A 17,368-nucleotide genomic window follows, 5' to 3' on the forward strand; every position below is an offset into this window, starting at 1 on the left:
ATTACCCTCGCGCCTATATCCACACCGCACCCCGGAGCCATGATGAAAAACGCCTATGTCCCCCTCGCCTGGTTTGTGATCCTCGGCTCCATGCTGGCCGCCGCCAGCGGGCTCTCGCTGGTGCTGGTGTGAACGCCCCGCTGCTGTTCAAGGAACCGGGCATGGTGCTGCATCGCGTGCACCACCAGATCCTGCGCAGCCATCACCTGTTCGAACCGCTGAACGACGAAGAACTCGACGAGCTGATGGGCAACAGCCAGTTGCTGAGCATCGACAAAGGCGAGCCGCTGTTCCGCCAGGGCGAATCGGCCGAGGCGTTTTACTTTGTGATCGCCGGTGCGGTGAAGGTCTACCGTTTGACCCCCGACGGCCAGGAGAAAGTCTTCGAAGTAATCGGCGAGCGCCAGACCTTCGCCGAGGCCATGATGCTGATGGACACCCCCAACTACGTGGCCTGCGCCGAAGCGGTGTGCCCCACCCAGTTGTACCGTTTGTCCAACGCCACCTACATGCGCCTGCTGCACAGCAACAGCCGCCTGACCTTCGCCCTGCTCGGCACGTTGTGCGTGCGCCTGCACCAGCGGGTCAACGAGATCGAGACCCTGTCGCTGAAAAACGCCACCCACCGCGTGGTGCGCTACCTGCTGACCCAACTGATGCGCCTGCACAGCACCGACGCCACCTTCGAACTGCCCATGGCCAAGCAGTTGATTGCCGGGCATCTGTCGATCCAGCCGGAGACCTTTTCGCGGATTATCCGGCGCCTGATCGACGAAAAGATCATCACCCAGGACGGACGTCAGATCGCCATTCTGGACCGGCTGCGCCTGGAGCAATTCGAGTGAAAACCTGCCTGTATTGCCAGCAGCGCAATGCCGACGTGCGCGAGGCATGCGCCGGCTGCGGAACGTCCCTGCCCGCCGCGGATGCCAGCCTGCAAGCGCGGCGGCTACGGCGTTTCCAGTGGTTCTGCCTGGGCCTGGCGCTGTTTTGCATCGCGATGTTCTTCTGGTTGCCCCGCGACTTCTACTGACCCTCGGTCAGTTGCCGGTACAGCTGGGGCAACCGCAGCGGCAACTGCTCCGGCTGGCGGATCAGGGTGTAGCCATGGGCACCGAACATATAGGGCAAATAGTCCCCGGCCTGTCTGTCGATGGTGATGCAGAACGGAATCAGGCCCTGGCGCCGCGCCTCGACCACTGCCTGGCGGGTGTCTTCGACCCCGTAGCGGCCCTCATACAGATCCAGGTCATTGGGCTTGCCATCGGTCAGTAGCAACAACAACTTGCGCCGCTGTTTGCACGCGCCCATCAACTGGGTGGCCTGGCGAATCGCGGCGCCCATGCGCGTGTAGTACCCCGGTTTGAGGGCCTGGATACAGCCACGCGTGCGGTCGTCATAGACTTGCTCGAAGGTCTTGAGCTGGTGCAGGCGCACCTGATGGCGGCGCAGGGACGAGAAGCCATACAGTGCAAACGCATCCCCCAGCCCGTCCAGGCTTTCGCCGAACAGCAACAGGCTGTCGCGGATCACGTCGATGACCTTTTGCTCGTCGTTCAAATGCGCGTCGGTGGACATCGACAGGTCCGCCAGCAGCAGGCATGCCAGGTCGCGTCGGGTGTGACGTTGCTCCTGGTACAAGCCGCGTTCGGTGCAGGCGCCGTGTTGGCGTTGCGCGTAGAAATCCACCCAGGCTTGCAGGTCCAGCTCCGCGCCCTGGGGTTGCCGGCGCAGCCATTGGCGGTCGGTGCGCAGTTGCTGGAATTGACGGCGCAGGCGCTGGGCCGGGCCGAGTAATCGGGCCGGTAACGGTTGCGGTGCATCGGCACGTGGCTGCATCAGCTGCAGATTGACGAAACCGGGTCGAAGGCATTGTTGGCGGTAGTCCCACTCGGGCAGCTTGATGCCCTCGCCGAGGGGGATGTCATCCACATCGGCGGGCGGCAGGTCGAGGTGCAGCTTCAAGCCGCCACTCTTGCGCACGCGCTGGCGCGACAGGCTCAACTGGTCGAGGTCTTCGGCGACGCGGGCGGCGTCCGGGTCCTCACTGTCGTCGGCCCAGCGATCGAGGTCGACGTGCTCGGTCCAGCTGAACAGGTTTTCCAGGCGCACCACCAGCAGGCCGCCATCACGGCCGTGATCATCCACACGGCTGGCACGTTTGGGCGCGCCCTGCTGCTCCCCGGACGGGGTGGCGAGGTCGTCGCCGTCGTCTTCAAGATCGAGGGCCTGGGGCGTGTCCAGGTGCAACGGCGGGTACAGCCATAAGGGCAACGGCCAGGCAGCGCGTTCGCTGCGGGGCAGATGGCGCACGCTGCCGGGCTCGCGCAGGGCCTTGCGCAGGGCTTTTTCCAGGGCGGCTTCAGCGGGACTCAGTCTGGCCGGGTCGGGGCGCAGCGTAATATGGGCGTCCACCAGGCGCTGGTAGCTGGGCAACAGCGCCGGGTAGCGTTGCAGCAGCAGCCAGGTCCAGCGCTGGTTGTCCCGGGCCCAATGGGTCATGGGGCCTGCATGGGCGGCCAGCAGCGCCAGCCAGCGGTACAGCTCCCGGTTCAAGGCGACGGTGGGGTACACCGCCAGGCTCGACGGCAGGCGTAGACGGTTGCCATCGCAGGAGGCCAGGGGTGCATGCTTGCAGGTGCCGGCGATGCGCATCAACAGGTTGCGGCGCAGCAGCAGGTCGCGTTCGCTGGCGGCTTCGAGGGCGATCCCGCTGGCACCGCCCAGGGCGCGAAACAATACGGCGAGGCTGCGCTGGCGGTCGACCAGATCGACCCGCGCGTGCGGAAAATCGACACTGGCGCGGCGGGTGATAAAGCGGTGCCAGGCACTGCCGACCCATTCTTCCAATTCAAGGGTAAAGGCCATGGGATGGGCTCCAACTGTTTGATGTTTGACAGGCACACTGCAGTCAAAATGTGGGAGGGGCGGTGCGACGATTCGACTTGCTCCCGATGGCGGCCTCTGGGCCGACCATTTTTTTGGATTGGACCGAGTGCATATCCATTGCTGCGGTAACGGCCACTTAGGGTTCCGCTCTTACAGCGGGTCACTTTTGGAAAAGAGCCCCAAAAGTAACCAAAAGGGCTCTTGCCCCAACACTCGGCACCTCGCCTAGGCTCGGTGTGCCCTCACTCCGGCTTGAATCCGTGGGCCGCCGTCATGGGCCATCCTTGGCCCAGGACGGCTAACCCGGCGTCCTGCCGGGTTACCCACGGATTCCAGCCTGCGTTCGGCCAGCGTGTTTGACGGGGCGCCTAGGATCAAGATCAAAAGCCAGAGCAAAAGCAGACCGAGGTCCAGCTGATATATGGAGATCCAAATGTGGGAGGGGCGGTGCGACGATTCGACTTGCCCCCGATTGCAGTGGGTCAGTACCAAATCCACCAACTGACACTCCCTCATCGGGGGCAAGCCCCCTCCCACATTTACCGAGTACACCAGGCACAACTCCGGTCGGCTCTAAGGCCGCCGCGCTTTGGCTTTTGATCTCAAATCGCCCCGTCAAACACGCTGGCCGAACGCAGGCTTTGGAGCGTGGGTAACCCGGCAGGACGCCGGGTTAGCCGCGCTGGGCCAAGGATGGCCCATCGCGGCGGCCCACGCTCCAAAGCCTTCGTTCGGGCACACCGAGCCTAGGCGAGGTGCCGAGTGTTGGGGCAAGAGCCCTTTTGGTTACTTTTGGCGCTCTTCCAAAAGTGACCCGCTGTAAGAGCGGAACCCTAAGCAGCCGTTACCGCAGCAACGGATATGTACTCCCCCCCAAAAAGCGGTCGGCCCACAGGCCGCCATCGGGGGCAAGTCGAATCGTCGCACCGCCCCTCCCACATTTGGACCGCGTTACCTTCAGTAGACGATCGGCACCGGTGCTCCAGCCATCCGGGCGCGTTGCCGGAAGCTGAACAGGTAGCAGAGCAACCCCATCAGAAAGCCCACCCCACTGACCAACCGCGCCCAGAACAGTCCCTGCAAATGCTCCACCGTGGCCATGAACGGCAAGGCCACCCCATCCACCTGCCAGCGTTGCAGCCAGACCTGCACGGCCCCGGCGGCGGTGAGGAACAGCGTGATCATCACCATCGACAGCACCATCATCCAGAAGCCCCGGATTTCGAGGGTCTGCGAACGCGCGTCCGGCGCTTCACCGATACCGCGCAGGCGGGGCATGGCGTAGCTGATCAGGGTCATCACGATCATGGCGTAGGCACCGAAGAACGCCAGGTGCCCGTGGGCGGCAGTGAGTTGGGTGCCGTGGGTGTAGAAGTTGACCGGTGCCAGGGTGTGCAGGAAACCCCACACGCCCGCGCCGAAGAACGCCGTGACCGTGGTGCCCTTGGCCCACAACGTGGCCGCGCGGTTGGGGTGCTGGCGCCGACGTTGCTTCACCATGGTGAAGGCGAACATCACCATCGCCAGGAACGGCAGCGGCTCCAGGGCCGAGAAGATCGAACCGACCCACAGCCACACCTCGGGTGCGCCGATCCAGAAGAAGTGGTGACCGGTGCCGATGATCCCGGTGATCAAGGCCATGGCGATGATCACGTACAGCCATTTCTCCACCACTTCGCGGTCGACGCCGGTGACCTTGATCAGCACGAAGGCCAGCATCGAGCCCATGATCAGCTCCCACACGCCTTCGACCCACAGGTGCACCACCCACCACCAGTAGAACTTGTCCCGCGCCAGGTTGCCGGGGTTGTAGAAGGAGAACAGGAAGAACACCGCGAGGCCGATCAGCCCGGTCATCATCACCATGCTGACGGTGGTCTTGCGGCCCTTGAGCAGGGTCATGCCGATGTTGTACAGAAAGCCCAGGCACACCACGACAATGCCCATTTTGGTGATGGTCGGTTGCTCCAGGAACTCACGCCCCATGGTCGGCAGCAGCTCGTTGTGGGTCAACTTGGCCAGCGCCGCATACGGTACCAGCAGGTAGCCGAGGATGGTCAACACCCCGGCGGCGGCGAACACCCAGAACAGGACGATCGCCAGTTTCGGGCTGTGCAGCTCGCGTTCGGCCTCCTCGGGCACCAGGTAGTAGGCCGCGCCCATAAAGCCGAACAGCAGCCACACGATCAGCAGATTGGTATGGACCATCCGCGCCACGTTGAAGGGGATCAACGGGAACAGAAAGTCGCCGATCACGTATTGCAGGCCCATGATCAAACCGAACAGCACCTGACCGAGAAACAGGATCAGGGCGAACACAAAGTAGGGTTTGGCCACGGCCTGGGATTGGAATTTCAAGTATGGATTGGCACTGCGCATGGCTCAGCCCTCCTTGTTCGGTGGCCAGTTGTTGGTATTGATCTTCGAGCTCCATTTGAGGAACTCGGCCATATCGTCCACCTCCTGGTCGCTGAGATTGAATTGCGGCATGGCCCGTCGCCCCGGTACACCCAGGGGCTGCATTTTCATCCAGGCATGCAGGAACGGCTTGAACCCTTCTTCGCCGCCCCGGCGCTTGAACACATTGCCCAGCTCCGGCGCGAAATAAGCGCCCTCGCCCAGCAAGGTGTGGCAGCCGACGCAGTTGTTGCGCTCCCAGACGCCTTTGCCGCGCACGACAGATTCGGTGAGTTGGTCGACGTTGCTGCGGGCGGGAAAGGTTTGTTCGGTGTGGTAGGTCAGGGCCAGGAAAATCAGGAAGAAGAACACGCTTCCTCCGAAATAGATATTCCTGGCCATGCCCTTGGTGAAGGTCTCTGACATGGTCGCTTCCTCATGGCTTGGCCAGGGAATGATAGGGAGGTGGGGGGTGGAAACTGCTTGATGGCGATCAAGAATTGTTGATGGTTTTGGTGGGGTATTTTTTTGGGGGTTGGGTTGGGTACATATCCGTTATTTAGGTAACGGCGGCCTATGGTTCCGCTCTTACAGCGGGTCACTTTGGAAAAGAGCCCCAAAGTAACCAAAGGGCTCTTGCCCCAACACTCGGTGCCTCGCCTAGGCTCGGCATGCCCTCACTCCGGCTTGAATCCGTGGGCCGCCGTCATGGGCCATCCTTGGCCCAGGACGGCTAACCCGGCGTCCTGCCGGGTTACCCACGGATTCAAGCCTGCGTTCGGCCAGCGTGTTTGACGGGGCGCCCAGGATCAAGATCAAAAGCCAGAGCAAAAGCAGGCTGAGGCCTGCCTGCTGGATGGAGATCCAAATGTGGGAGGGGGCTTGCCCCCGATGAGGGAGTGTCAGTTGATGGATTTGGTACTGACCCACTGCAATCGGGGGCAAGCCCCCTCCCACATTTTTAACCGAGTACACCAGACCCAACACCGGTCGGCTCTAAGGCCGCCGCGGCTTGGCTTTTGATCTGGAGTGAGGGCATACCGAGCCTCGTAAGCAGCCGCTACGCAAATAACGGATATGTACTCAGTAAAGCGACCACAACCACCCCCCACCCCAGCATCAAAAATCTCCACAACACTGGCCCGCGCCGCAACGCCATAAACCCATCCACAATCACCCACCCCTTGACCACCGCCAGCAGCAACACCGCCCACCACAACCCGGACGCCCCCGTCAGCACAGTGCCAACGCTCAGCACCACCAACATCAGCCAACACAGGATCAGCGTCCGGGAACCCGTCATACACACCTCAGCGAATCACATAGACCAGCGGAAACAACACCACCCACACCAGATCCACCATGTGCCAATACAGCACCCCCGACTCCAGCCCGCCGACCGACAGCCCGCCGCGCCAGCAGCCCAGCGCCAGCCACCCGAGAATCACCATCCCCAGCAGCACATGCAGGAAATGAAACCCCGTGAGTATCCAGTACAAGGTAAAAAACGTGCCGTGCTCCAGGCCCAGTCCGGCAGCGCCCAGGTGGGCGTACTCGCCAAGCTTGATCCCCACATACACCAGCGCCACCAACAACGCCGCGACGAACAAACCGGCGCCGCGTCGCCAGCACTGCAATCGCACCTGCTGCACCGCCAACGCGGCCAACAAGCCTGCGGTCAGCAGGCTCAAGGTCATCGCCAACCCGGTCGAGGTATCCAGCTGTGCGCGCCCGGCGGCAAACAGCTCGGGCTTGAGCGCCTGGGTCACGGCAAACGTGAGGATCAGAATCGCGAACACCAACAGCTCGGCGAGGATAAAAAACCACATCGCCAGGTCGCCTGGCAGCCGGCGCGGTTCAGGCAAAGTGCACATCCACCACGTCCATCAGCGCGGCGACGGTCTGCGGGTCGTCGCTCAGCGGTTCGGCCAGGCAGGCCAGGCAGGCTTCGCGTGGGCTCATGCCGGCGCCGATCAGGCGGGCGGTGAAGATCAGCAGCCGGGTGGAGGCCACCTCCTCCAGGTCATGCTGGTCAAGCCGACGCAGCGCCTGGCCCAGGCGCACGACCTGGGCGGCCAGCGCCACATCCACACCGGCCTCGCGGGCGACGATGCGTTCTTCGTCGGCCACCGGCGGGTAACCAAACCGCATCGCCACGAAGCGCTGGCGGGTGCTGGGTTTCATGCCCTTGAGCAGGTTCTGGTAGCCGGGGTTGTACGACACCACCAGCATGAACGACGACGGCGCCTTGAGCACTTCGCCGGTGCGTTCCAGGAACAGTTCGCGGCGTTCATCGGCAATCGGGTGCAGCACCACGGCGGTGTCCTGGCGCGCTTCCACCACTTCGTCGAGGTAGCAGATCCCGCCTTCGCGCACGGCGCGGGTCAGTGGGCCGTCCTGCCACCAGGTGCCGTCGGTGCCGATCAGGTGGCGGCCGAGCAGGTCGGCGGCGCTGAGGTCGTCGTGGCAGGCCACGGTGTACAGAGGCAGGTTCAGGCGGTGCGCCATGTGCTGCACGAAGCGCGTCTTGCCACAGCCCGTGGGGCCTTTGATCAGCACCGGCAGGTGGTGGCGCCAGGCGTGTTCGAACAGCTGCTGTTCGTTATCCAGCGGTTGGTAGAAGGGCTCGGTCATCACGCGTACTCGCAACGGGTTCGGCCCCCACGCTAAGGGCCCCTGCGACAACCTGGCAAGCACGTACAACGGCAAACTTGATCGCCGTCAAGCGAGCCTTGCGCGACTGCAACATAGTCTTGCCTGGCACTAAGAACCTGCGCTCTACCCCGCCTTCGCCGGGCATCGCAAAGGTCTTGCCTGAGGAGATATGGAATGCTGACTCGCAACAGAAAACCCTGGGTCCTGAGTCTTGCCAGCCTGAGCTGCGCCCTGGCCCTCGCATTGCCCATCAACGCCCATGGCGACGCGCCGACCGGGATGGTGAAAAGCCCCGGCGCGCCGGATATGAGCCAGGCTGAGTTCGACGCCTCCAAGCAGATTTACTTCGAACGCTGCGCCGGCTGCCACGGTGTGTTGCGCAAAGGCGCCACCGGCAAGCCGCTGACCCCGGACATCACCCAGGCCCGTGGCCAGGCGTATCTGGAAGCGCTGATCACCTACGGTTCCCCGGCCGGCATGCCCAACTGGGGCACGTCCAATGCGCTGACCAAGGCGCAGATCACCAGCATGGCCACCTTCATCCAGCACACCGCGCCCACCCCGCCGGAATGGGGCATGGCCGAAACCCTCAAGACCTGGAAAGTGCTGGTCAAGCCCGAAGACCGGCCGAAAAAACAACTGAACACCCTCAACCTGCAAAACCTGTTCTCGGTCACCCTGCGCGACGACGGCAAGATCGCCCTGGTGGACGGCGACACCAAGCAGATCATCAAGCTGATCGACACCGGTTACGCCGTGCATATCTCGCGTATCTCCGCGTCTGGCCGCTACCTGCTGGTGATCGGCCGCGATGCCAAGATCGACATGATCGACCTGTGGCCCCTGGAGCCGACCAAAGTCGCCGAGATCAAGGTGGGCATCGAGGCCCGCTCGGTGGAGACTTCGAAGTTCAAGGGCTACGAAGACAAGTACGCGATTGCCGGTTCCTACTGGCCGCCGCAGTTCACCCTCATGGATGGCGAAACCCTGGAGCCCAGGCAGATCGTGTCCACTCGGGGCATGACCGTCGATAAGCAGGAATACCACCCCGAACCCCGCGTGGCGGCGATCATCGCCTCCCACGAGTGGCCGGAGTTCATCGTCAATATCAAGGAAACCGGCAAGGTGATGCTGGTCAATTACCAGGACATCAAGAACCTCACCATCACCACCATCGACGCCGCGCCGTTCCTGCATGACGGCGGCTGGGACAGCACCCACCGCTACTTCATGACCGCCGCGAACAACTCCAACAAGGTCGCGGTGATCGACTCCAGGGAGCGCAAGCTCACCGCGTTGGTGGAGGTCGGCAAGACCCCGCATCCCGGCCGTGGCGCCAACTTCAATCACCCAAAATATGGGCCGGTATGGGCCACCAGCCACTTGGGCGACGGCGGTATTTCGGTGATCGGCACCGACCCGGTCAAGCACCCGCAATACGCCTGGAAACAGGTGGAATCCCTCAAGGGCCAGGGCGGCGGTTCGCTGTTTATCAAGACCCACCCCAACTCCCATCACCTGTATGTCGACACCACCCTCAACCCCGACGCCAAGCTCAGCCAGTCGGTGGCGGTGTTCGACATCAACCAGTTGGACAAGGGCTACACCGTGCTGCCGATTGCCGAGTATTCGGGCATCAAGCAAGGCGCGCTGCGGGTGGTGCAACCGGAATACAACAAGGCCGGTGACGAGGTGTGGTTCTCGGTGTGGAACGGCCAGACCGAAGAGTCGGCGCTGGTGGTGATCGATGACAAGACCTTGAAGCTCAAGCAGGTGATCCGCGACAAGCGCCTGATCACGCCGACCGGAAAATTCAACGTCTACAACACCCAACACGACATTTATTGAGCCCCATCAACACGAGGTCACCGAATGAAAAATATGCTCCTCGCACTGCTGGCATCCGCCGCTGCGCTCAGCCTGCAACCGGTGTTGGCACAAGACGGCCCGGGGTTGTTCAACAGCAAACCCTGTGTGGGCTGCCACACGATTGACAGCAAACTGGTGGGGCCGGCCTTGAAGGACGTCGCCGCCAAGAATGCCGGCGTGAAAGACGCAGCCACCACCCTGGCCAGCCACATCAAGAACGGCAGCCAGGGCAACTGGGGACCGGTGCCGATGCCGCCGAACCAGGTCACCGATGATGAAGCCAAGGTGTTGGCCGATTGGGTCCTGACCTTGAAATAAGCACAAGGAGCACGCCATGCAAGCATCGATGATCGGTACGGCCATGGCGCTGCTCCTGCTGATTCCCGCGCGGGCAGCGGCCACCCCGGACGCTGCCCGCCTTGAACACCTGTTGACCCAGGATTGCGGGGCCTGCCATGGCCTGCACCTCACCGGCGGCCTGGGCCCGGCCCTCACACCGCAAGCCCTGGCCCACCACAGCCGCGACAGCCTGATCGCCACCGTGACCTACGGCCGCCCCGCCCGCGCCATGCCCGGGTGGGGCCCGCTGCTGAGTGCCGGCGATATTGCCTGGCTGGTCGACCGCCTATTGCAAGGAAGCCCCCCACCATGATGCGTCCCACCCTGTTATCCCTGTGCCTGTTGCTGGGTGCCTGCGCCCAACCTGCATTGCGCGGCAGCGGCGACCTGGGCCTGGTGATCGAACGCGCCAGTGGCAGCGTACAGATTATCGAGAGCACCGGCATGACCGAACTGGCCCGTATCGAGGGGCTGGGCGACCTGTCCCACGCCTCGGCGGTGTTTTCCCGCGACCAGCGCTATGCCTACGTGTTTGCCCGCGATGGCGGGCTGACCAAGATCGACCTGCTGCGCCAACGCATCGAGCGGCGCATCGTCCAGGGCGGCAACAGCATCGGCGGCGCCATCAGCCAGGATGGGCGCCTGATCGCTGTGTCCAACTACGTGCCGGGCGGGGTCAAGGTGTTCGACGCCGAGAACCTGGCACTCATTGCCGACATCCCCGCGACGGAAATGGCCGATGGCAAGCGCTCGCGGGTAGTCGGCCTGGTGGATGCGCCCGGGCAGCGCTTCGTGTTCAGCCTGTTCGACACCGGCGAGATCTGGAGCGCCGACTTCAGCCACGGCAACCCGCCGCGTATCACCCGCTTCAAGGACGTCGGCGAGCAACCCTATGACGCGCTGATCACCGCCGACGGCCGCTACTACATGGCCGGGCTGTTCGGTGAGGACGGCATGGCCCAGCTCGACCTGTGGGACCCGGAGCGCGGCGTGGTGCGCGTACTCAAGGACTACGGCCGGGGCCAGGCCAAGCTGCCGGTGTACAAGATGCCCCACCTGGAGGGCTGGGCCGTCGCCGATGACCAGGCGTTCGTGCCGGCGGTGGGACGTCACCAGGTGCTGGTGATGGACGCGCGCACCTGGCGGCAGACGGCGGCGATCCCGGTGGCCGGGCAGCCGATCTTTGTCACTGCGCGGCCCGACGGGCGCCAGTTGTGGGTCAACTTCGCCTACCCGGACAACGACCGGGTGCAGGTGCTCGACACCGAAACCCACCAGGTGGTCGCCGACCTGCGCCCCGGCCCCGGTGTGCTGCACATGGAATTCACCGGGCGTGGCGAGCAACTGTGGCTGTCGGTGCGCGATGGCGAACAGTTGCAAGTGTGGGATCCGTACCGCCTGACCCTGCTGAAAAGCCTGCCGGCCCGGAGTCCCAGCGGGATTTTCTTCAGCCTGCGCGCGCAAAAAATGGGGTATTGAAATGGACCTTGATTCGCTCAGCCAGCAATTGATCGAACGCTTCCAGCACGGCATGCCGCTGTGCGCCGAGCCCTACCGCGAAATGGCCCAGGTGCTGGGCTGCAGCGCGGCCGAGGTGATGGCCTGCCTGCAACGCCTGGAACTGGCCGGCGCCTTGTCGCGCATCGGCCCGGTGTTCGAACACTCCCGCGCCGGCGCCAGCACCCTGGCCGCCCTGGCGGTGCCGATCGAGCGCCTGGAACAAGTGGCCGCACGGGTCAGCCAGTACCCGGAGGTCAATCACAACTATGCCCGCGAGCACCGTTACAACCTGTGGTTCGTGCTCACCGGGCCCCACCGCCAGCACCTGCAGCAGATCCTCGACGAGCTGGAGCAAGACACCGGCCTCACGCCCCTGGACCTGCCGATGCTCACCGCCTATCGCATCGACCTTGGATTCTCCCTCGGAGAGCAGCCGTGATCGCGCCACTGAACCACGAGCAGATGCTCGACCTGCGCCAGTGCCTGGAGCGCGGCCTGCCCATCGTGCCACGGCCCTACGACGAGCTCGCCGAGCAGATCGGTGCCCACCACGATCAGGTGCTGCAACAGATGCAGCAATGGCACGACCAGGGCCTGTTCCGTCGCGTCGGCCTGGTGCTCAATCACCGCGCCCTGGGCTATGTGGCCAATGCCATGCTGGTGCTGGATGTGCCGGATGCGCTGGTCGATGAAGTCGGTGCGCGCCTGGGCCGCGCGCCCGGCGTAAACCTGTGTTACCAGCGCCCGCGGCGCCTGCCGCAGTGGCGCTACAACCTGTTCTGCATGGTGCACGGGCGCGAGCGCGCGGTGGTCGAGGCGCAGATCCAGGCGTTGCTGGAGCAGCATCTGCTCAGCGACTTGCCCCACCAACTGCTGTTCAGCACCCGCGCCTTCAAGCAATGCGGTGGGCGTTTCGCGCCGCCGCCGTCACAGGTATGGGCCCATGGATGAGCTGGATCGACAACTGATCAACCGCCTGCAACACGGCCTGCCGCTGGTGCGCCAGCCCTGGCAGCAGGTGGCCGAGGAACTGCATTGCCCTGCGAGCGAACTGCTCGACCGCCTGCACGACTTGCTCGAAGACGGCATGCTCACGCGCTTCGGCCCGATGTTCGATGTCGAGCGTCTCGGCGGCGCTTTCACCCTCGCGGCGCTCGCCGTACCCGAGGCGCGCTTTGATGCGGTCGCCGAGCAGCTCAACGCCCTGCCCCAGGTGGCCCACAACTACCGCCGCGAACACCGCTGGAACATGTGGTTCGTGCTGGCCTGCGCCACCGCGCAGGAGCTGGCCGATACCCTGTCGTGCATCGAGGCCCTGACCGGGCTGGCGGTGCTCAACCTGCCGAAGGAGCACACCTACCATGTCGGTCTGTATTTCCCGGTCTGACAACACCCTGGCCCTGCAACTGGTCGCCCTCACCCAAAGCGGCCTGCCGCTGGTGGAGGACCCATGGGCCTGGCTCGCCGAGCAACTGGGCATCAGCGTCGAGTCGACCCTCGACCTGCTCAAGCGCCTGCAGGCCGAAGGCGCGATCCGGCGTATCGCCGCGGTGCCCAACCACTACCGCCTGGGCTATCGGCATAACGGCATGACGGTGTGGGACGTGGCCGATGTGCACGTGCCGCGCCTGGGAGAACTGCTCGGCGCCCAGCCGTTTGTCAGCCATTGCTACCGTCGCCCCCGGCGCCCGGACTGGCCCTACAACCTGTTCGCCATGGTGCATGGCCGCAGTCGCGAAGAAATCGACAGCTACCGCGAGCACCTGCGTTTCCTGCTGGGGGAGGCCTGCCGCGCCGACGAGATGCTGGTGAGCAGCCGCATCCTGAAAAAAACCGGCCTGCGCCTGACGCCGGCGTACTCAAAGGAATAGCCCATGCTGCGAATCAGTCAGTACCTGCGCACCCTCGCCGGTCAATGCCCGCCGCCGCGCACCTCGCCCCCTGGCAGTGAGCGGCCGCCGGTGGTGATCTGGAACCTGCTGCGGCGCTGCAATCTCACCTGCAAGCACTGCTACGCCACCAGCGCCGACAGCGTGTTTCGCGATGAGCTCGACACCCCGGCAGCATTGCGGGTGATCGACGATTTGCACGACGCCGGGGTGCGCGTGTTGATCCTGTCCGGGGGCGAGCCGCTGCTGCGCAAAGACCTCTTCGTGCTGAGTGCCTATGCCCGTGACAAAGGTTTTTTCGTCGCACTGTCGACCAACGGCACGCTGATCGATGAGCACAACATCCAGCAGATCGCCGACGCCCGTTTCGACTACGTGGGCATCAGCATCGACGGCCTGGAAGCGACCCACGACGCGTTTCGCCAACTGCACGGCAGTTTCCAGCGCTCCATGCACGCCATCCGCCTGTGCCGCGAAGCCGGGATTCGCGTGGGCCTGCGCACCACCCTGACCCAGGACAACCATGGGCAGCTGCCGCAGTTGCTGGCGCTGATGCGCACCTATGACGTGCAGAAGTTCTACCTGTCGCACCTCAACTACAGCGGGCGCGGCAAACGCAGCCGCCAACTGGATGCGCACCGGCAGATGAGCCGCGAGGCCATGGCGCTGATTTTCCAGCAGGCCTGGAGCGATATTCAACACGGCGTGGACAGCGATTTCGTCAGCGGCAACAACGACGCCGACGCCGTGCTGTTGCTGCAATGGGTGCACCAGCACCTGCCCGAACACTACCCGCAGCTTGAACACCTGCTGCATGCCTGGGGCGGCAATGCCTCGGGCAGCGGCATCGCCAATATCGACAACACCGGCGAGGTGCACCCGGACACCTACTGGTGGCAGCAATCGGTGGGCAATGTGCGCAACACCACCTTCCGCCAACTCTGGCTGGAGCAGCCCGACCCGTTGCTGCTGCGCCTGCGCGAACACCCGCGCAGCATTGGCGGGCGCTGCGCCGAGTGCCGCTGGCTGGCGATCTGCAACGGCAATACCCGCACCCGCGCCTGGGCCGATGGCGACCTGTGGGGCCCGGACCCCGGTTGCTATTTCAGCGACGCCGAGATCGCGCGCCAGCCCCTCAACCTGATCCCTTGCTCGACCACCCGGTGACACAACCGGGGGCCGCCTACCTGATGATGAACCAAGGACGTCCCATGCACACTTCAACTGCCCACTTCTCCACTGGCCTGCCAGCCAGTCTGCACAGCCCCTTGCACCCCGGCGAAGTCGCGTTGGTGGGCGCCGGCCCCGGTGACCCGCGCCTGCTGACCCTGCGCGCCTGGAGCCTGTTGATGCAGGCCGACGCGGTGGTGTTCGACCGGCTGATCAGTGCCGAACTGCTCGCGCTGATCCCGTTGACCTGCGCCCGTCATTACGTGGGCAAGGCCAGCGGTTGCCACAGCCTGCCCCAGGATCAACTCAATGAACTGCTGGCTGAGTTGGCCGACCAGGGCCAGCGGGTGGTGCGCCTCAAGGGCGGCGACCCGTTTATCTTCGGGCGCGGCGCCGAGGAGCTGGAGTACCTGCTCGCGCGCGGTATCCCGTGCCAGGTGGTGCCGGGCATCACCGCCGCCTCCGGCTGCAGCGCCTATGCCGGTATCCCGCTGACCCACCGCGAGCTGGTCAATTCGTGCCGTTTCGTCACCGGCCACCTGCAACGCGACGGCGCGTTGAAACTGCCATGGGCCAGCCTGGCCGAGCCGAGCCAGACCCTGGTGTTCTACATGGGCCTGTCGAACCTGGCACTGATCGCCGAGCATTTGGTGGCGGCCGGTTTGCCCGGGGACACACCGGCCGCCCTGATCAGCAACGGTGCACGCGCCGATCAACAGGTGGCCCGTGGCACCCTGCGCCAGTTGCCCACCCTGGCCGCCGACTGCGAACCCGGCGTACCGACGCTGACGGTGATCGGCCACGTCGTCAACCTGTTTGCCGACGCCGCCCTGCACTTCCCCGCCAGCCTGGCACCGGCCCGTGAAGCGGTGGCGGTATGAAACGCCTGCTGCTGGTGCCGCTGCTGTGGGCGACGGCCGCACACGCTACGCCCGCGCAGGACTACCGCCAGTATTGCGAAAGCTGCCACGGGCTTAATCGCATCGGCGCCACCGGCCCGGCGCTGCTGCCGGAGAGCCTGGGGCGAATCAAGCCGGATGAAGTGCGCAAGGTCATCGAACAAGGCCGGCCCGCCAGCCAGATGGCCGCGTTCAGTGCGCAACTGAGCGCCGCGCAGATGGATGGGCTGGCGCAGTTTCTGCAACAGCCGCCTGACTCACCGGCGACGTGGAACGAGCATGACATCCGCACCAGCCACAGCGTGCTGGCGGACCTGCGCCAATTGCCGAGCACGCCGCAACATCACGCCGACCCGCTCAACCTGTTTGTGGTGGTGGAGTCCGGCGACCATCACATGGATATTCTCGACGGCGACACCTTTGCCGTGCTGGACCGTTTCCCTACCCACTTCGCGGTGCACGGCGGGCCGAAATTCTCCCCGGACGGACGCTTTGTGTACTTCGCCTCGCGGGACGGCTGGATCAGCCAGTACGACCTGCACAACCTCAAGTTGATCGCCGAGATCCGCGTGGGCCTCAACACCCGCAACCTGGCGGTGAGCAAGGATGGCCGCTGGGTGCTGGCGGGCAATTACCTGCCGGGCAACCTGGTGCTGCTGGATGCGCGCGACCTGTCGCTGGTCAAGACCCTGGACACCGGCTCACGGGTCAGTGCGGTGTACACCGCGCCACCGCGCAACAGCTTTATCGTCGCGCTCAAGGACGTGAACGAGGTCTGGGAATTGTCCTATGCCGATGCTCGGCCCAGTTTCGAGCCCCGGCGCATCCAGGCCCAGGATGTGCTCGATGACTTCTCGTTCTCGCCCGATTACCGCCAACTGATCGCCACCTCACGCAAGGCCGGCGGCGGCCAGGTGATCGACCTGGGCAGCGGCCGCGTGGTCACCGATATCCCGCTGTCCGGTATGCCGCACCTGGGCTCGGGGACGTATTGGCAACGCAACGGACAATGGGTGTTTGCCACGCCGAATATCAGCAAGGGGCAAATCTCGGTGATCGACCTCAAGACCTGGAGCCTGATCAAACAGATCCCCACCCTCGGGCCGGGCTTTTTCATGCGCAGCCATGTGAACTCGCGCTATGTGTGGAGCGACGTGTTTTTCGGGCCGGACAATGATGCGATTCACCTGATCGACAAGCAGACCCTCGAGATCGCCCACACCCTGAGGCCAGTGCCGGGCAAGACGGCAGCCCATGTGGAATTCACCCGGGATGGGCGGTATGTGTTGCTGAGCATCTGGGCCACGGAGGGGGCGCTGATTGTGTATGACAGCCAGACGCTCGAGGAGGTGAAGCGCATTCCCATGAATAAGCCGTCGGGCAAGTACAACGTGGGCAATAAGGTGGAGTTTGCGGAAGGGACATCGCATTGAACACGGGTGACAGGCAGGAAGCAGCCGGGTCATAGAGCGCATGGGCACCGCCGGTCCCCTGTGGGAGATGTCGAGCTTTAGCGAGGCTTCGATGGCGGTGGCACTGCCGGCAGAGAGGTTGGCTGACCCACCACTATCGGGGGCAAGCCCCCTCCCACATTTGGTCGCGGTTGGCAGGTAGAAAGTGGCCCGGCTGTAGATCTGATGGGCGCCGCTGATCCCTGTGGGAGATGTCGAGCTTCAGCGAGGCTTCGATGGCGGCGGCACAGTTGGTAGAGGTGTTGGCTGACCCACCGCCATCGGGAGCAAGCCCCCTCCCACATTTGAT

General features: G+C 64.2%; 19 protein-coding genes. 13 read left to right on the top strand and 6 right to left on the bottom strand.

Going from position 1 to position 17,368, the window contains the following annotated elements; all coding sequences use genetic code 11:
- Nucleotides 1–161 precede the first annotated feature (161 nt).
- Together FX984_RS05875 and FX984_RS05880 are read left to right on the top strand one after the other, a co-directional pair.
- Nucleotides 162–845 carry a Crp/Fnr family transcriptional regulator gene (locus tag FX984_RS05875; RefSeq protein ID WP_027607189.1) on the top strand — a complete coding sequence of 228 codons (684 nt, stop codon included), beginning with the start codon at nt 162–164 and terminating at the stop codon, nt 843–845.
- Nucleotides 842–1,033, top strand: a complete 192-nt coding sequence (locus FX984_RS05880; RefSeq protein WP_146478382.1) for a protein DnrP — start codon at nt 842–844, stop codon at nt 1,031–1,033. Before FX984_RS05875 ends, FX984_RS05880 begins: the two co-directional genes overlap by 4 nt.
- Here FX984_RS05880 and FX984_RS05885 read toward each other — a convergent pair.
- The 6 genes from FX984_RS05885 to FX984_RS05925 form a co-directional block, all read right to left on the bottom strand.
- Complete coding sequence (locus FX984_RS05885) at nt 1,027–2,868, bottom strand: nitric oxide reductase activation protein NorD (protein ID WP_146478383.1); 1,842 nt, start codon at nt 2,866–2,868, stop codon at nt 1,027–1,029. The two genes, FX984_RS05880 and FX984_RS05885, sit on opposite strands and share 7 nt — an antisense overlap.
- Nucleotides 2,869–3,846: 978 nt before the next feature.
- On the bottom strand, nt 3,847–5,268 hold the full coding sequence (locus tag FX984_RS05900; RefSeq protein WP_098479234.1) for a cbb3-type cytochrome c oxidase subunit I: 1,422 nt from the start codon (nt 5,266–5,268) through the stop codon (nt 3,847–3,849).
- A 3-nt stretch (nt 5,269–5,271) separates the two neighbouring features.
- Entirely contained in the window at nt 5,272–5,712 is a 441-nt protein-coding gene (locus tag FX984_RS05905; protein ID WP_027607193.1) for a c-type cytochrome, read from the bottom strand.
- A gap of 634 nt (nt 5,713–6,346) precedes the next feature.
- On the bottom strand, nt 6,347–6,589 hold the full coding sequence (locus FX984_RS05915) for a cytochrome C oxidase subunit IV family protein (protein WP_027607194.1): 243 nt from the start codon (nt 6,587–6,589) through the stop codon (nt 6,347–6,349).
- A gap of 7 nt (nt 6,590–6,596) precedes the next feature.
- Complete coding sequence (locus FX984_RS05920; RefSeq protein WP_098479232.1) at nt 6,597–7,160, bottom strand: cytochrome c oxidase subunit 3; 564 nt, start codon at nt 7,158–7,160, stop codon at nt 6,597–6,599.
- Nucleotides 7,144–7,920, bottom strand: coding sequence for a CbbQ/NirQ/NorQ/GpvN family protein (locus tag FX984_RS05925; RefSeq protein ID WP_027607196.1), 777 nt, complete (start codon nt 7,918–7,920; stop codon nt 7,144–7,146). Before FX984_RS05925 ends, FX984_RS05920 begins: the two co-directional genes overlap by 17 nt.
- A 195-nt stretch (nt 7,921–8,115) precedes the next feature.
- On the opposite strand from FX984_RS05925, the gene FX984_RS05930 reads away from it, so the two are divergent.
- From FX984_RS05930 to FX984_RS05980, 11 genes are read left to right on the top strand one after another with little or no spacing between them, the layout of a single operon-like run.
- Entirely contained in the window at nt 8,116–9,789 is a 1,674-nt protein-coding gene (locus FX984_RS05930) for a cytochrome D1 domain-containing protein (protein ID WP_027607197.1), read from the top strand.
- A 24-nt stretch (nt 9,790–9,813) separates the two neighbouring features.
- Nucleotides 9,814–10,128 carry a c-type cytochrome gene (locus FX984_RS05935; RefSeq protein WP_027607198.1) on the top strand — a complete coding sequence of 105 codons (315 nt, stop codon included), beginning with the start codon at nt 9,814–9,816 and terminating at the stop codon, nt 10,126–10,128.
- Between the two features lie 16 nt (nt 10,129–10,144).
- A complete protein-coding gene (locus tag FX984_RS05940) occupies nt 10,145–10,462 on the top strand; it encodes a c-type cytochrome (protein ID WP_027607199.1) in 318 nt (105 codons plus the stop codon).
- The gene (locus FX984_RS05945) at nt 10,459–11,628 is read left to right on the top strand and encodes a cytochrome D1 domain-containing protein (protein ID WP_146477248.1); all 1,170 of its coding nucleotides are present in this window, start codon (nt 10,459–10,461) and stop codon (nt 11,626–11,628) included. The genes FX984_RS05940 and FX984_RS05945 overlap by 4 nt, the downstream gene beginning before the upstream one ends.
- A gap of 1 nt (nt 11,629) precedes the next feature.
- Nucleotides 11,630–12,088 (top strand): Lrp/AsnC family transcriptional regulator, encoded by a 459-nt coding sequence (locus FX984_RS05950; RefSeq protein WP_027607201.1) that lies wholly within the window; start codon nt 11,630–11,632, stop codon nt 12,086–12,088.
- Nucleotides 12,085–12,600, top strand: coding sequence for a siroheme decarboxylase subunit beta (ahbB, locus tag FX984_RS05955; protein ID WP_027607202.1), 516 nt, complete (start codon nt 12,085–12,087; stop codon nt 12,598–12,600). Before FX984_RS05950 ends, ahbB (FX984_RS05955) begins: the two co-directional genes overlap by 4 nt.
- Entirely contained in the window at nt 12,593–13,036 is a 444-nt protein-coding gene (locus FX984_RS05960; protein WP_146477246.1) for an Lrp/AsnC family transcriptional regulator, read from the top strand. Before ahbB (FX984_RS05955) ends, FX984_RS05960 begins: the two co-directional genes overlap by 8 nt.
- Nucleotides 13,011–13,520, top strand: a complete 510-nt coding sequence (gene ahbB, locus FX984_RS05965; RefSeq protein ID WP_146477244.1) for a siroheme decarboxylase subunit beta — start codon at nt 13,011–13,013, stop codon at nt 13,518–13,520. Before FX984_RS05960 ends, ahbB (FX984_RS05965) begins: the two co-directional genes overlap by 26 nt.
- Nucleotides 13,521–13,523: 3 nt before the next feature.
- Nucleotides 13,524–14,705 carry a heme d1 biosynthesis radical SAM protein NirJ gene (nirJ, locus tag FX984_RS05970; RefSeq protein ID WP_027607205.1) on the top strand — a complete coding sequence of 394 codons (1,182 nt, stop codon included), beginning with the start codon at nt 13,524–13,526 and terminating at the stop codon, nt 14,703–14,705.
- Nucleotides 14,706–14,749: 44 nt separating this feature from the next.
- Entirely contained in the window at nt 14,750–15,589 is an 840-nt protein-coding gene (cobA, locus tag FX984_RS05975) for a uroporphyrinogen-III C-methyltransferase (RefSeq protein WP_027607206.1), read from the top strand.
- Entirely contained in the window at nt 15,586–17,040 is a 1,455-nt protein-coding gene (locus FX984_RS05980) for a nitrite reductase (RefSeq protein ID WP_092357332.1), read from the top strand. Before cobA ends, FX984_RS05980 begins: the two co-directional genes overlap by 4 nt.
- The last annotated feature ends 328 nt before the right edge of the window (nt 17,041–17,368 follow it).

The organism is Pseudomonas marginalis (genome assembly GCF_008692035.1).
Lineage (GTDB): Bacteria > Pseudomonadota > Gammaproteobacteria > Pseudomonadales > Pseudomonadaceae > Aquipseudomonas > Aquipseudomonas marginalis.

Excerpts from the sequence above, each read along its gene's own strand:
- FX984_RS05925 (WP_027607196.1), bottom strand. The coding sequence starts at position 7,920 with ATGACCGAGCCCTTCTACCAACCGCTGGATAACGAACAGCAGCTGTTC.
- FX984_RS05960 (WP_146477246.1), top strand. The coding sequence starts at position 12,593 with ATGGATGAGCTGGATCGACAACTGATCAACCGCCTGCAACACGGCCTG.
- FX984_RS05980 (WP_092357332.1), top strand. The coding sequence starts at position 15,586 with ATGAAACGCCTGCTGCTGGTGCCGCTGCTGTGGGCGACGGCCGCACAC.
- FX984_RS05935 (WP_027607198.1), top strand. The coding sequence starts at position 9,814 with ATGAAAAATATGCTCCTCGCACTGCTGGCATCCGCCGCTGCGCTCAGC.
- nirJ (WP_027607205.1), top strand. The coding sequence starts at position 13,524 with ATGCTGCGAATCAGTCAGTACCTGCGCACCCTCGCCGGTCAATGCCCG.
- FX984_RS05875 (WP_027607189.1), top strand. The coding sequence starts at position 162 with ATGGTGCTGCATCGCGTGCACCACCAGATCCTGCGCAGCCATCACCTG.
- ahbB (WP_146477244.1), top strand. The coding sequence starts at position 13,011 with ATGTCGGTCTGTATTTCCCGGTCTGACAACACCCTGGCCCTGCAACTG.
- FX984_RS05915 (WP_027607194.1), bottom strand. The coding sequence starts at position 6,589 with ATGACGGGTTCCCGGACGCTGATCCTGTGTTGGCTGATGTTGGTGGTG.
- cobA (WP_027607206.1), top strand. The coding sequence starts at position 14,750 with ATGCACACTTCAACTGCCCACTTCTCCACTGGCCTGCCAGCCAGTCTG.
- FX984_RS05950 (WP_027607201.1), top strand. The coding sequence starts at position 11,630 with ATGGACCTTGATTCGCTCAGCCAGCAATTGATCGAACGCTTCCAGCAC.
- FX984_RS05945 (WP_146477248.1), top strand. The coding sequence starts at position 10,459 with ATGATGCGTCCCACCCTGTTATCCCTGTGCCTGTTGCTGGGTGCCTGC.
- FX984_RS05885 (WP_146478383.1), bottom strand. The coding sequence starts at position 2,868 with ATGGCCTTTACCCTTGAATTGGAAGAATGGGTCGGCAGTGCCTGGCAC.
- FX984_RS05930 (WP_027607197.1), top strand. The coding sequence starts at position 8,116 with ATGCTGACTCGCAACAGAAAACCCTGGGTCCTGAGTCTTGCCAGCCTG.
- FX984_RS05920 (WP_098479232.1), bottom strand. The coding sequence starts at position 7,160 with ATGTGCACTTTGCCTGAACCGCGCCGGCTGCCAGGCGACCTGGCGATG.
- FX984_RS05900 (WP_098479234.1), bottom strand. The coding sequence starts at position 5,268 with ATGCGCAGTGCCAATCCATACTTGAAATTCCAATCCCAGGCCGTGGCC.
- FX984_RS05905 (WP_027607193.1), bottom strand. The coding sequence starts at position 5,712 with ATGTCAGAGACCTTCACCAAGGGCATGGCCAGGAATATCTATTTCGGA.
- FX984_RS05940 (WP_027607199.1), top strand. The coding sequence starts at position 10,145 with ATGCAAGCATCGATGATCGGTACGGCCATGGCGCTGCTCCTGCTGATT.